At 43.2% G+C, this 14,459-nt stretch carries 13 protein-coding genes; all 13 read right to left on the bottom strand.

Annotation, left to right across the window (positions count from 1 at the left end; translation table 11 throughout):
• Positions 1 to 5: 5 nt before the first annotated feature.
• Positions 6 to 923, bottom strand: coding sequence for an alpha/beta hydrolase family protein (locus G6047_RS15495; protein ID WP_169528535.1), 918 nt, complete (start codon positions 921 to 923; stop codon positions 6 to 8).
• Positions 920 to 1,750 carry a sterol desaturase family protein gene (locus G6047_RS15490; RefSeq protein ID WP_169528534.1) on the bottom strand — a complete coding sequence of 277 codons (831 nt, stop codon included), beginning with the start codon at positions 1,748 to 1,750 and terminating at the stop codon, positions 920 to 922. Before G6047_RS15490 ends, G6047_RS15495 begins: the two co-directional genes overlap by 4 nt.
• 5 nt (positions 1,751 to 1,755) lie before the next feature.
• The gene (locus G6047_RS15485; protein WP_169528533.1) at positions 1,756 to 3,108 is read right to left on the bottom strand and encodes a sensor histidine kinase; all 1,353 of its coding nucleotides are present in this window, start codon (positions 3,106 to 3,108) and stop codon (positions 1,756 to 1,758) included.
• Between the two features lie 127 nt (positions 3,109 to 3,235).
• Entirely contained in the window at positions 3,236 to 4,141 is a 906-nt protein-coding gene (locus tag G6047_RS15480) for an EamA family transporter (RefSeq protein ID WP_169528532.1), read from the bottom strand.
• Between the two features lie 67 nt (positions 4,142 to 4,208).
• Positions 4,209 to 4,778, bottom strand: coding sequence for a pentapeptide repeat-containing protein (locus tag G6047_RS15475; protein ID WP_169528531.1), 570 nt, complete (start codon positions 4,776 to 4,778; stop codon positions 4,209 to 4,211).
• Positions 4,775 to 5,773, bottom strand: coding sequence for an LLM class flavin-dependent oxidoreductase (locus tag G6047_RS15470; RefSeq protein WP_169528530.1), 999 nt, complete (start codon positions 5,771 to 5,773; stop codon positions 4,775 to 4,777). The genes G6047_RS15475 and G6047_RS15470 overlap by 4 nt, the downstream gene beginning before the upstream one ends.
• A gap of 100 nt (positions 5,774 to 5,873) precedes the next feature.
• Positions 5,874 to 6,491, bottom strand: a complete 618-nt coding sequence (locus tag G6047_RS15465) for a response regulator (protein WP_169528529.1) — start codon at positions 6,489 to 6,491, stop codon at positions 5,874 to 5,876.
• The gene (locus tag G6047_RS15460; RefSeq protein ID WP_169528528.1) at positions 6,488 to 8,104 is read right to left on the bottom strand and encodes a tetratricopeptide repeat-containing sensor histidine kinase; all 1,617 of its coding nucleotides are present in this window, start codon (positions 8,102 to 8,104) and stop codon (positions 6,488 to 6,490) included. Before G6047_RS15460 ends, G6047_RS15465 begins: the two co-directional genes overlap by 4 nt.
• 116 nt (positions 8,105 to 8,220) lie before the next feature.
• The gene (locus tag G6047_RS15455) at positions 8,221 to 8,841 is read right to left on the bottom strand and encodes a hypothetical protein (RefSeq protein WP_169528527.1); all 621 of its coding nucleotides are present in this window, start codon (positions 8,839 to 8,841) and stop codon (positions 8,221 to 8,223) included.
• 108 nt (positions 8,842 to 8,949) lie between these two features.
• The gene (locus G6047_RS15450; RefSeq protein WP_169528526.1) at positions 8,950 to 10,128 is read right to left on the bottom strand and encodes a DUF1501 domain-containing protein; all 1,179 of its coding nucleotides are present in this window, start codon (positions 10,126 to 10,128) and stop codon (positions 8,950 to 8,952) included.
• Positions 10,129 to 10,131: 3 nt separating this feature from the next.
• Entirely contained in the window at positions 10,132 to 11,499 is a 1,368-nt protein-coding gene (locus G6047_RS15445) for a DUF1800 domain-containing protein (protein ID WP_169528525.1), read from the bottom strand.
• A 133-nt stretch (positions 11,500 to 11,632) separates the two neighbouring features.
• Positions 11,633 to 12,352, bottom strand: a complete 720-nt coding sequence (gene aqpZ, locus G6047_RS15440; protein WP_169528524.1) for an aquaporin Z — start codon at positions 12,350 to 12,352, stop codon at positions 11,633 to 11,635.
• 126 nt (positions 12,353 to 12,478) lie between these two features.
• Complete coding sequence (gene htpG / locus G6047_RS15435) at positions 12,479 to 14,359, bottom strand: molecular chaperone HtpG (protein ID WP_169528523.1); 1,881 nt, start codon at positions 14,357 to 14,359, stop codon at positions 12,479 to 12,481.
• Between the last annotated feature and the right edge of the window lie 100 nt (positions 14,360 to 14,459).

Raw genomic sequence — 14,459 nt, 5'->3', positions numbered from 1 at the left:
ACGCGTTAAATAGCTTTTAAGAATTGGTTAACTTGTGTAACGAGTTCAGGCGAAATGGGTAAAGTCGGATTATTGTAGGTCGCCATATTGTCCGCATCGCTCCCTGTCACGGTCTTGAGCACATGGTTCATGTTTTTGATGATGGCATATTTGGCCGATGGAGCCGCTTTTTTGAGTGCTTCCGCATCCGAAACAAAAACCTGCAAATCCTTATCGCCGTTTACGATAAGCACCGGGATTTTAAGTTTGGCGATTTCTACAACCGGATCGTATTTCATCCACGAAATCATATATGGCTGGACCGTTTCGCGGAAAATACTGTTGAGCATCTGGTTTTCGTTTTTAAAAGTTTGCCCTGTTTTAAGGATTGCAAAATCCTTTTCGACTTCATCTTTTAGCATTGGGGCATTTTTCCCGATTTGTTCGGTGATTTTTTTGTCGATGGATGTTGCCGGGCCGGATAATGAAATGAATGCATCGGCGGTTTCATTGGCGGCGACCATCCCAATCAGCGAACCTTCCGAATGTCCGGCGATTATGATTTTCTTGTACGGATATTCTGCCCTGAAAAACACGATGGCTTCTTTGCAATCGTATATATAATCGTCAAAACGCATCGACTTCTCATCGGCGGTTTTTTGCTTGATTTGCTGTACGATACGTTTGTCATAGGCAAATACGGCAGTTCCGCTTTGGGACAAGGCTTCGGCCAGCATCTTTAGTGAATTGTTCATCATATTTGGCGGCTGGTTTCCGTCGCGGTCTGTCGGGCCTGAGCCTGCAATCAGGATTACGAGGTAATCGTTCTGTGGTTTTTCAGGCGTGTATAATGTTCCCGTGCACATGCTGTTTACGGTAATTTCTTTTACGTTTTGGGCTTGTAAAATAGCCGAAAAGGCGAGAAGGAGTATCAGTTTTTTCATTGATGTTGGTTCGGTTTACGCAATTTGGTGAACGGCAATGCGATAAGTTTTTTTAAGTTGTTGTGTTCGGACGGATGATGGTGCGTATCGATTCCATAGACAATATCGGCACGGTCGCGTTTTTCAAATGTACCGAACAATCTGTCCCAAATTGAAAAAATATTCCCGTAGTTGGAATCGGTATATGGCAACTGGTAATGATGATGCACCTTATGCATGTCCGGCGAAACAAATACGTAGCTGATCCATCTGTCCAAACCAACCGGAAGACGCAGGTTGGCATGAGTGAACTGTGAAAAGACCACCGACAAAGATTGATACAAAAATACCAGCCACATTGGGCTTCCGCTGACCAGAACAGCCAAAACGGTAAACAAAAACCGGATCACGCTTTCTCCCGGATGATGCCTGTTGGCCGAAGTCGTATCGATCCACGTATCTGAATGATGTATCAAATGGAACCGCCACAAGACTGGAACCTTGTGCTGCACAAAATGGGCGAGCCAGGCACCTATCAGATCTAAAAGCAGCAATCCCAAGATCGTATAAATCCAAGGATACGATGATGAAATCCAGTTAAGTAAACCGAAGTCGTTTTCTGCCACCCAATGTGCCGTCAGCAATAAAACAAAAGCCAGAAGGAAATTGACCACAATGGTCGTGAACGTAAAAAAGATGTTTATCCCAGCATGCTGCCATTTTTTGTAATCCATCTTAAAAAGCGGAAAAGCGTTCTCTGTGAGCCAGAAAACAGTGATTCCGCCTGCCAGGATCAGCGCCCTGTGCAATGACGGAATCGTAGAAAAATAGGCAATAATGCTATCCATTTCTTTTATTTTGCAAACCGCACGCTGAATGTCGTTCCGCTATGGCCGTCGCTGCTTACCGAAATCTTGCCGTCGAGGTTCTCGATTTGCGCTTTGGTCAAAAACAACCCAATCCCTTTGGCATCCGGGTGTTTATGGAACATTTGGTACATCCCGAAAACCTTGTCGCCGTGGCGTTTGAGATCGATTCCGAGGCCGTTGTCTTTTACATGCAACACGACCTGGCCGTTAGATACTTCAGTATACACTTTAATCACAGGGTCGCGGTCAGGCGATTTATACTTCATGGCATTCCCGATTAAATTCTGAAGCGTACTTTCCAGATATACTTTTGAAAAAGCCACATGTTGGGCAGCGCTAAAATCAGATGTGATCGTGGCATTTGCCGTCAGTATATCACCTTGGAGCGTTTCGGTAACCTTGGTGAAAACATCCTCAAAAGTTACGATTTCTTTCTGGATTTCGACACTTTTTTTAACGCGGATCACTTCAATCAGTTCGTTGAGGGAGTCGTTGAGGTTCTGCGCTACTTTTTTGAGCATGCTGAAAATATTCCAGTATTCCTCAACCGTGCTGTCTTCTTCGACCATTGAAATCAAAGCCGTCATGTTCGCCGCACTCGAACGCATATTGTGTGAAGTGATGTTGGCGAAATCATTAAGCTGGCGGTTCTGGAAGGCCAACTCGTCGGTCAATGTCTTTTGTATTACATTGTCTTTCATAATGATTTTGGCACTTCTGCGAATACGTCTGTAGCCCAGGAATATCAGGATCAACGTGATGCCTGCAAACAAGAAAAAGTTTATGTTGCGCTGATTGACATTTTGGTCTGTTTCGGCCAATTTGCTTGAAAGTAAGGCAACTTGTTGGGACTGGTATTCGGCAATGGCATCGCGGATCGAATCCATGATGAGTTTCCCTTTTCCGGTTCCGACCAATTCGGCGGCCTGTTTCAAATCTTTGTTCTTTCCGGTTTCGAGGATAAGATCGGTAAAGGCTTTTTTGTCTTCGATAAGCTGATAAATCTTCTCGATGTGTGGATGTTCATCCGGCGAATTCTTCTTCAACCGCTGCAAGGAATCCTGCCACATTTTGAGCTTGGTCTTTCCGGAATTATAAATGTCAAGGAAGTTGTCTTTTCCCGTAATGGTATATCCACGCACGCCGGTTTCGATATCGATGGTATTTGAAAGGATTTTTTCAAGTACGGTGTTCGTAGTGTACGTTTCTACTATAATCTTGCGGTTTGCCGTGACTGCGCGCGCGCGATTATAAGTGGCATAGACCAGGACGGCGAATATCAGTAAGACCACGCCAAAGCTGATATCTATCCTGTTTTTTAGGGACAGGCTTTTCATCTTGTTGTTTGTTTTTGGAGTTTCTAAAATAGTTCAATTCTTTTGGTTACGAAAAAAAAGAATGTCTGGCTTTCACCGAAGCGGTATTTGTGAAAGAAAAATGAGGTGGAACGATGGTTTTATGAGGTTAATCAATTGATTTGTAATTCATCAGTACGATAGCAAAAAGTATTATCGATATGCCAATCCATTGAACCGGACTTACGGATTCCTGTAAAAAAAGCCAGGCCATTCCAACAGATACAGGAAGTTCAAGTGCCGAAACGATACTGCCAAGCCCGATTCCCGTTTTCGGAAAACCCGCATTGAGTAAATAAGGAGGCAAAATAGTCCCGAAGACAGACAGCAGGATACCCCATTTATAAAAAATATCAAAATTGTAGGGCGTGCGTTGCGTAGCCAATGCGAACAAGAGTACGATTACGGCACCACCACATAGCATGTAGAAACTGCGTCGGCCCGCGTCCAGATCTAATGCAATCCGGTTGGCAGAAAACATGGTCGCCGTAAATGATGCCGCGGCACAAAGGCCCAAAAGAAGCCCACGCCAGTCGAGTTTATCCAAATCCGAACTTAATTTTGCCGCCAGAACGGTTCCCGCAAGTACAAGTATGACCGATACTATTTTGATAACGGATGGCCGCTTTTTGTCCAATATCGCCTCGAGCAAAACCGCCATCCAGACCGTTTGCATGAGCAACACGATCCCTATAGACACAGGGATAAACTTAACCGCGAGGTAATAAAAAACACTAGTCAAGCCCATTGAAGTTCCGGCCAGCATCAATTGACGAATGTCTTTTGAAGCCGGTTTTGGAGTTGGCTTTTTGCGTCGGGAAATGGCATTGATACTAGAAACACCTATCAGTCCGAGGGCAAATTGTGATGTAATGACTTCTGCCGAGGTGAACGGTAAACCTGAAATTCCGATGTCGTGATACGCCATTTTTACAAAAGTCGCCAGCATGCCGTAACTGCTTGCGCCCAATGCGACTAAAAATGCGCCTTTCAGTTTGTTTTGTCTTTGTTCCATTGCGGCCGCGAAGATACTGATGGATTGACTTCAGCGCGCTATGGGGTTAACAAAAAGTACATTAAATTTAAGGTTCAATCGAAATTTGAAACTGAGACAAAAGTCCCGCAATTCCCGACTGTGAGAATTTTGCCTTTTTCAGTTTATTATTTGTCGGGTCAATAGTGTAGCCAGATGCAGATCTAAAGTCACATTGTTCCAGATTCGTCCGGTCAAAAACAGCCTGGTTCATATCGGAACCGGAAAAATCAGAACCGAAGAAATCGGCTTCACTCAAATCTGTTTGTATCAGCCTTGAATTGAGGAATTTTGTTTTTGGCAGCCGGCATTTGTAGAATGAAGCGTGGTCAAGCTGACACGAATCGAATGAAACCTGAAGGCCGAATGCGTCGCAAAGGTCGAATCGGAAACCAAGTAATTTCGATTCGGAAAACGAACAATCCCTGAAAGCAGTTCCTCGGCATTTGGCATTGCTAAAATTGCATGATATGAATTCACAGTTTTCAAATTCGGAACCTGTCAAATCCAGCGTTGCGAAATCACAGTTCCTCAAAACACATTGGTCTAAGCTCGCTTTTTGCCATGACTGTATTTCACTGTCGGCAGGCCCGAATTCCCTGTCGGTAAAAACTTTCATACTACAGATTTGAAAAGTTCGTACGATTTTTTGCGGTCTTCCCAGCTTTCGGCAGGTGTAGCAATCATGATTTCGTCGGTTTCGTATTTCTCCGAAAGTTTGTTCAATTCGGCTTTCATCTGATCCGGCGTTCCGGCAATGAAACGACCTTTGTTATACACCATCCGCGCTTGCTGTTGCAATGTAAAAGACATTTTTTTGATTTGCTCCAACGATGGGAATTCCCCTTGTCCGCCCATTTCTATGAACAACATCCGAAACTGGAAATCGGTGATCCAATCCCGCACTTTTTCTTCATCTTCAGAACAGAATCCAAAAATCCCGACATTGACTTTGGGTTCAGTAAGATATTCCGACGGTTTGAAATTGTGTCGATAGAATTCGGCTGTTTCATCGCCTCCGTTCGGGTTGATGAAGTGTGCGAAAGAAAGCCCCATTCCCAAATGTGCCGCAAATTGGGCGCTTCCGCCACTTGAAGTCAGCAGCCAGTATTCGGGTAAAATCTCGGGTTGCGGATATGCCTGTACTTTTTCCATGACGCTGCCATCTTCCTGGCTTCCCGAAAGAAAAGCCTGGATGTCTTTCAATTGCTGAAGGAAATCGGCTTCGCTGAACGTATTCGACGGATTGAGCAGATAAGCCGAAAGTCTGTCGCCTCCTGGTGCGCGCCCGATTCCAAGATCGATCCTTCCCGGAAAAAGTGTGGAAAGGATGCCAAAATTTTCAGCCATTTTGAGGGTGCTGTGATTCGGCAACATGATTCCGCCCGAACCGATGCGCAGCTTTTTGGTTAAAGAAGCGAGATAGGGAATAAGTACTTCGGGAGCTGTTCCGGCCACTAGTTTGAAATTATGGTGTTCCGAAACCCAGAACCTTACGTAATCGAGTTGTTCTGCGAGTTGGGCCAATTTTCCGGATTCCAAAAGTGCTTCGGCGGCATTCGAACCGCGTCTTATCTGGGATTGGTCCAGGACCGAGAGGTTAATTTTAGACATAAAGCAAAGTTACGCAACCGTCTCCGTAATAAACCAAAATTTGGGTTAAGGCTTGCTAACCGCCAGGTAACAAACTATACAAAAGTGCAGGAATCTTGGTTTACGAATTGAAATCGTATTTGCGTTCTACAGCGAACCGGATCAGATCTGTTTTTCCGTGTATCTGTATTTTGCGAAGAATGTTTTTTCTATGTGTATCGACCGTTGTCTTTCCAATGAACAAAGTGTTTGCAATTTCCATCGATGTCATTCCTTCGCCAATCAACCTTAAAATTTCGCGTTCACGCTGGCTCAGCAGGATTTCTTCTTTCGTGTGTTCGTTTTTGGCTGAAATGGAATCATCGTAGAATTCTTTGTTTACGGCAACAGCCCGAATCGCTTCGAGCAGCTTTTTTAACGGGGAATTTTTCATGATATATCCGCTGGCGCCCGCTTGTTTCATTTGGCTCACGGCTTCAGGCTGGTCAAACATGCTAAAGGCGATTACGCTGGTGTGCGGAAATTCTTTTTTGATGATTTTGGTGGCTGCGATACCGTCGCATTTTGGCATCCTTATATCTGTTATGACAATTCTGGGTTGTTTCAACCGCACGAGCTCAATCAATTTTTCACCGTCATTGGCTTCTCCTACAATGTGCATATCGTCTTCCGGTTCAATGTAAAGACGTATTCCGTCAATCAGCGACTGATGGTCTTCGGCGATGGCGATTGTGATCATATAGGTAAATCGATTATAAGTGTTGTTCCGCTCCCGGGAGTTGAATCAATTGTGAATGTCCCGCCGAGTTGCTCTATTTTCTTTTCTATGTTTTTGAGGCCGATGCCGTCTTTTCTCGTGATTTCAGATACATCGAAACCTTTGCCGTTATCTTCAATGAGAATGTTGAGCGATTCGTCTTCGTGCTGGTTCAGATATATGTTGATTTCACTCGCCGATGCATACTTCATGGCATTGGTACACAGTTCCATGATGATGCGGAATAAAGTGACTTCTGTTGTGTTCTCCAGCCTGTTGGTCAACCCGAATGGAATGACGTTTACCTGTAAGCTTCCCGGAATGGACATTTTCTCCGCCATTCGGTTGACAGATTGCAAAAGCCCTTCACTGGCCGCCACGCCAAGATTTTTCAAATGCGAAATACTACGGACTTTCTGGTAGGTTTGGTCTATGAGTTCGTCTGTTCTTTCGAGCCATTTTTTTTCGGCAGATGCCAAATCTTCACGTAGTTCCAAATGTTGGAAATTCATCTTCAAAGTGGCGAGCATGCTTCCGAGGTCGTCATGGAGTTCATCTGCAATACGCTGTCTTTCTTTTTCCTGGGTTTCGAGCATTTTATCAATGTGCTGCAATTCCTGCTCACTGATTTTGTTTTCAAGCCGTTGGGTCTCGATGATTTTTTGTTGCTCGGCGAGCTTTCTTTTGCGGGTGATGTTTTTGTAGGTGATGAAGGAGATGATGATGATACCGCCTAAGGTTGCCGCTATGGAATATGTTGCTATTTTGAGGCGAAGGTTTTCAGATTCACGTTCCTTTACAGCTAATCGGTTTATCAGGTTGTTGATGTAAAGTGTTTGGCCTATTTCACCAAGATTTTCATTGACTTTGACGTATTGATTTCGATATTCCAGCGCTTTTTCATAGTTGCCAATGCTATCAAAAAGACTTGATATATTTTCAAGGATTACGAGCCTCGTCTTTCGTTCATATTTTGGTAATGGTACAGCCTTGGCTTCAAAAAGTTTATCAAGAGCGATTTTATATTTTCCAAGTGAACGATAAAGTGAGGATTCATTGATAAGAATATTACAAAGAGTCCCCGAATCATTTTTGGGTCTGAAACGTTTGGCTTCCGCTATACATACTGCCGAACTTTCGGGAAGTTCAATAATGTCAGAGTAGACAATTGCCATATTGCAACGTATTGTGGATTCAAGTAGGCTGTCCCGAGATATTCTATTATATTCGAGTGCCTTGCGGAAGTGCTGCATGGCTGTTGTGAACTTTCCATCAAAAAGATCAGCCGTACCCATGGATTTATAAAGTTTGACAAAATTTATGGGTAATTTTGACTTGCGCGAATAAGATGCAAATTCATTCAGGTAAGACTTATACATTCTGTTTTCGCCTTCCATTGTCAATAATAGGTTGGCAAGATCCAGATTTGTTTCGGCAACCTTTTCTTCCAAACCATTTTCAATATATATTTGTCGGCTTTCAAGGAAATTACGCACAGCTTGGTCACCATAATTCAAATTGGTATTCGTTAAAGCCAGCAAGTGGTAATATTCTGCTTTCTTCAAATCTTCGAATTTATCCGGATCTAGGTTCAACAAAGCAGTTTTACAGTTATAAAAATCCTTTTTTTTAAAATAAAATTGTGCTTTTTCCCACGATTGAGAATAAATCGGGAAAAAGCACAAACAAAATGGTAGTAAAAACTTTTTTCTCATTGTGTAGTATGGGTAACGACTCCCGTACAGAATTTTCGGGGTTTAAGAACTAGTACAGAATCTTTCTTTTTATAGGCATAATAAACTTCGGATTCACATTTGACTTCACATTTGCACGGTTTTTTGGCATGCATAAGTACATCTTCGATATCTACTTTATCACTGTGGTGGACAATTACATTAATATCGTTTTGGACATCTAAATCACTTCCGAAATTTTCAATTTCCTTGAACTTTTTTGTAAACGTTATGGAGGTCAATGTTGAATCTTTAATACATTCATCGTCATCTACCATATTTCCATTGAGTTGTTTGGCTTTAGCTTTAATATAAACGATGAGCAGATGAGGGTTAGGGGATATCCAACGTAATGTGTCGAAAACCAATAATTCCCCTTTATCATTTTTTGCAGGTATACGCATTGTTAATTTGATAGAATCACCAATAACCTGTCCCCGGCTTTGATATTTACCCAAGCTTGTTTCTTGAGTGGGAATGGAACAGTCTGTCTGCATAATCTCCAAAGCAGTTTTTGCTTTTTTAGTATCAGTTTGCGGGTCTTTTTTGCATGAATACAATCCCATGCACAAGGCTGTCAATAGAATAATTTTTCTCATGATGTTTGTTTTGTTTCCTCAAATATCCCAAAAAAGCAAAAAAAAAATATCCCCAATAATAGGGATATTTAATGTCAACCGATTGATTTTTAAATATTTCTGTTTAAATCATTCAAAAAGACCTTTTACGGAAGCATTGTCGATTCCTATTTTAGAAGCGTCAAACTGTAACTTCTGTTTCAATATTGCCGAATAAACACTCCTGAAGTCAATCGAGTGTTTCAAATCGCCGTTGTCCAAATCGGCCAGGTCAGGATTATTACCGATGATTTTTCCGCTGTTGTTTCCGCCAATGACGAACATGGGAGCCGCCGTTCCATGATCCGTTCCGCGTCCGTTATCGTGTACGCGCCTTCCGAATTCTGAGAATATCACAAGAGTTATCTGAGACAATAATCCGGCAGATTTCATGTCCTGATAAAAACTGAAAACGCCATCGTCTACCATTTTTAGCGCATTCCGATGCAATGGAATCTGTGTGTCGTGCGTGTCAAAACCACCAATGGAAGTATAATAAACCCGTGAATTGAGTTTGCCTTTGATTAGTTTGGCAATCCATTCCAGGTTTTTTCCAAACGGATTTTTCGGATACGATGCATCAGGCTGAGGCGCATTAGCAATAGCTTTCTGTACATCATCGGCTCCTTCTGAAACGGATCCGGCCAGCCTTCTGACAAAATCGAGTTGAGGATTTCCCGACAACGAAATCGTATCATCTGAAGCGACATTGCGGCTCTGGAAAACTTTCGGATCGCGAATGGTCATGCTGTTGGGGTCGAAACCGCGAAGAGCCAGGTTGTCAATGCTGTCAATGTTTATGGCGCCTATGGGATTATGATGGTCTTTGCACTGGACGTCAAGATATCTGCCCAGCCAGCCTTCGTTGATATATTCATCACTTCCGGAACCTGTCTGCCATATTTCCCTGCTCCTGAAGTGAGATCGCACCGGATGCGGATAGCCTACATTTTGTAAAACTGCCAGATGTCCGTTCTGCTGAATCTGACTCAATCCTTTGAGCGTAGGATGGAAACCCATTCCATTTTGCGAGACGATAACTTCATTTTTTGGAATGGCTATGTTTCGCCTGGCATCGTAATACCTGTCATCCAAATAAGGTATGAAGGTATTCAGCCCGTCGTTTCCGCCGTTAAGCTGCAAAAAAACCACGCATTCCCCGCCGGTCACAAGACCCGGTTGCATGGAATAAGAATACAGGAAATCTGGCAAAACGAGCAAGCCTCCGGTAAATGTTCCTGTCAGGGTTAAAAATTTTCTGCGATCCATGGTCTAAATAATTTGGAATTCAGGGGTTTTTATCATGGCATTGAAAAGTCGCAGGACGGCGCTGTCGGCGCTTTCATCATCCGGATTGAAATCGTAGGGGAGCAGTTTTTCAAAATCGGCTTCAGAATCTGCATCCGTTTGGCATAAAAGCCGGCCTGAGAGTTCTGAGATCACTTTTTTATTATCGCCTTTTTCCCAAGTTAGTTTTCTGGAAAAGCCGCCATTTTCGTTGGGAATGATCGCTTTCCCTTTGATGTTTTTGCCCAGGCAGAGTAAATCGGCAACCTGATACCGTTGTAGCAGGATTTGGCCTGTAAGCCAGCTTCTGCCGCCATCCCAGCCTTTTACACTCGGCGGATTCAGTAAGTCCATGCCTTGTTTTTTAAGGAAAAGTCCTGTGAGTGCCAGATTGGGTTTAGCGACTTCGAGCTCATTATACAATTGCAGAATGTATGTAAGCGGATCTTTTATTCTCATGGCGACATTCGGTTTCTGGAATTCTTCGGTACAGATTTTTACCAGAAGCGGTTTGATTTCGAAATCTGATTTCCGGAAATAATCACCGTAATATGTAACCAGTTTTTCATCGGGATTGTCATAAATGAACCATTTCAGGATTTTACGGGTAAGCAGATATGGAATTTGAGGTTGTTCAAAAATCTGATCGATCATCGCATCAGATTTGAATGCTGCTGTTTTTCCCAGATAAGTAAAGGGTTCATTGTCGGCCAATAAAGGCCTGTATACCGCAGTCTCATCTCCCGGAGTGAGGCCTGCGAGTCCTTTGGCGCCGTTTTTTATGTCGTCTTCAGAATAATTGCCAATGCCTAACGTAAACAATTCCAGCAATTCACGACTCAGGTTTTCGTTGAGTTTGCCGCGGCGATTGTCAGTATTGTCCAGATAATGGACCATAGCATTCGATTTCACTACTTTTTTGGTCAGCTCACGAAAGTTTCCGAATGCATTTTCACGCAACAAGGAATTATATTGAAACAGCCAGTAATTGACCGGTACTTTGGCGGAACTGACCACAAAATGATTCTGCCAGAAACCGACCATTTTTTCCCTAAGCGGATAATCTGCGGCGACCATTTTTTCGAGCCACCACAATTTTACTTCGTTGATTTTGTTAATTTCCCTGAGCAATTCGCGTTTGCGGGTTTCGGGGTCAGATTCCTTGATTTTTTTTCGGAACTCTTTCCATTCCTTTATTGATTTGGGCTGATCCTGTAAAAAATCGGGCAGGCTGTTGTCAAATGATGATGAAAAAGAATCTTCAAGGAATCGCTTCAGGCCAGCCGATTCGATTTTTTTTGCTTCGGCCGATGAGAATCCAAGCCGTAAAGACCACAAAACAGAAAGTTCCATCAATTAATTTTTTTGGTCGGCTTCATAGAAGCAAGGCAAGGTAAATGGTTTAACGGAGTCTTTGGGTTAGAATTGTCTTAAAATATAAAGCCCGCTGTAAAAACGGGCTTCACGATGTTTCTATATTTTCAGGTTATTGATTCAGGTCGTCCGCAGAAAAATCTGTCTTTCTCAAAAGTTGTTTGTAAAAGATACCGCCGAGAATCGCACCCGCAATCGGAGCTACAATAAATAGCCACAACTGTTCAAGTGCCCAGCCTTGTACAAAAATCGCCTGACTGATGCTTCGGGCAGGATTGACCGATGTATTGGTGACAGGAATTGAAATCAGGTGAATCAGCGTCAGGGCAAGGCCAATCACGATACCCGCAAACGCTTCACGGCTGCGGTCTCTTTCAGTCGCCCCAAAAATGACTACTATAAAAATAAACGTCATTACGAATTCGGTTACAAAAGCCGATGTCAGATTGAATCCGCCCGGAGAATGTTCCCCATAACCGTTGGCCGCAAATCCGCCAATGTCGCTTCCGTTTCCTGTCGCAATCACGTAAAGAACGGCTGCTGCTGCAATTCCTCCAAGAATCTGAGCGGCCACATAAGGTAGAATCGTTGAAGCGGGAACACGTCCGCCGGCCCATAAACCAATCGTGACGGCTGGGTTCAAATGAGCTCCTGAAATACGACCGATAGCATAGGCCATAGTCAATACGGTTAAACCGAAGGCCAGGGAAACGCCCACAAGTCCAATCCCGATAAAGGGTTCCGATGTGAAATTAGCCGCAAGTACGGCACTCCCACAACCTCCGAGCACTAGCCAGAAGGTTCCGATGAATTCTGCTGCAAATGTTTTCATGTAGTTTGTTTATTTTGGTTTGACAGGACCGAATGTCCTGATATAAAGCTAGTTATTTTATTGGTTGTCAGGCATAAAAAAACCTGCTTCTTTTGAAAGCAGGTCTGTAAGAAAGATGTAAAAACTTTATTTAATCAGTTGGAAGCTGCGTTTTACAAAGGCTGTGAGTTCTTCTCCTTTTAGCAGGTTCTGAGATAATTTTGCCAGGTCAAGAGCCTGACGAACCAAACCGGTACGAACTTCGGCATCTTGTTCAGCGAGGATATTCGAAGCCAGTTCTGAATTCGAATTCACGACCAGGTTGTACATTTCCGGGAAATTTCCCATGCCAAACATACCGCCGCCGCCCGAAGCGCTCATTTCTTTCATTCGCCTCATGAATTCCGGCTGTGTTATGAGGAATGGAGCCGAATCTGAATCCATCGCTTCAAGCTGTACATTGTAATTTGTAGATGGGACTACTTCCTGGATTGCGGTTTTGAGTTTTTCCTGTTCTTCATCTGACAATTTCGATATCGCCGTTTCATCTTTCTGTATCAGTTTATCAATGTGGTCTGAATCGACACGGACGAATTGCAGGTTTTCATTATCACTTTCCAACTTTTGTATCAGGTGCGAAATAATCGGTGAATCGAGTAACAGCACTTCATAACCTTTTGCTTTTGCCGATTCGATATAACCATGTTGTGCCTCTTTATCCTGGGCATACAGCACGACTAACTTCCCGTCTTTGTCGGTTTGGTTGTCCTTGAATTTTTCTTTCAGTTCTTCGAGTGTGTAGAATTTATCGTCAACTGTCGGATACAAGGTAAATGCACCTGCTTTTTCATAGAATTTAGGTTCAGACAACATTCCGTATTCCAACACGATCTTGATGTCGTTCCACTTTTTCTCGAAATCTTCTCTGTTTTCGTTGAATAAAGATTTAAGCTTGTCCGATACTTTGCGCGTGATATAATTCGAAATTTTCTTCACGTTTCCATCGGCTTGCAAATAGGAACGTGATACGTTGAGCGGAATATCCGGAGAATCGATGACACCGCGAAGCATGGTCAGGAATTCAGGGACGATGCCTTCTACGTTATCGGTTACAAAAACCTGATTTTGGTATAATTGGATTTTGTCTTTCTGGATTTGAAGGTCACGCGACAGTTTCGGGAAGTATAAAATTCCGGTCAGGTTGAACGGATAATCTACGTTGAGGTGGATGTTGAACAACGGATCTTCAAACTGCATCGGATACAATTCGCGGTAGAACGACTCGTAATCTTCGTCTTTGAGTTCCGTCGGTTGTTTGGTCCAGGCCGGGTTTGTATTGTTGATGATATTATCGACCTGAATCTCTTCCATCTTTTCTTCTTCACCAACGCCAAATGCTTTTTGCTCTGTTTTCGTCCCGAATTTAATCGGCACCGGCATAAACTTGTTGTATTTGGTCAGTAACGATGAAATTCTGTGGTCTTCAAGAAATTCTTCGGAATCGTCGGCAATGTGAAGGATGATTTCCGTTCCGCGATCGGTTTTGTCCGATGGCTCCAATGTGAATTCCGGACTTCCGTCGCAAACCCAATGCGCTGCAGGTTCGTCTTTATAAGATTTGGTAATGATCTCGACCTTTTTGGCAACCATGAATGCAGAGTAGAATCCGAGGCCGAAATGCCCGATGATTCCGGTGTCTTTAGCCGAATCTTTGTACTTGTCGAGGAATTCCTCGGCTCCGGAAAAAGCGACCTGGTTGATGTATTTCTCTACTTCGTCCGCAGTCATCCCAAGGCCCTGATCAATAATATGCAGTGTTTTGTTTTCCTTGTCGATTTTAACTTCTATAACCGGATTGCCGTATTCGACAGATGCTTCCCCAATTTGTGTCAGGTGTTTGAGTTTGAGTGTTGCATCGGTGGCATTGGAAACGAGCTCACGCAGGAAAATTTCGTGATCGCTGTAAAGGAATTTTTTGATGAGAGGAAAGATGTTCTCAACCGAAACATTAATTTTTCCTGTTGTCATATGTAGTGATTTTTGTTAAATTTATTTGGGCCTGCGTTTGTCAAATGAAGTACCAATACTGCCGTTTCTGACAAATTGGCGGAATGTTAATTTTACAATA

Source organism: Flavobacterium silvaticum (genome assembly GCF_012911565.1).
Taxonomy (GTDB): domain Bacteria; phylum Bacteroidota; class Bacteroidia; order Flavobacteriales; family Flavobacteriaceae; genus Flavobacterium; species Flavobacterium silvaticum.
The sequence above is the reverse complement of the archived record's forward strand: the minus strand, read 5'-3'. Positions and strand labels throughout refer to the sequence as shown.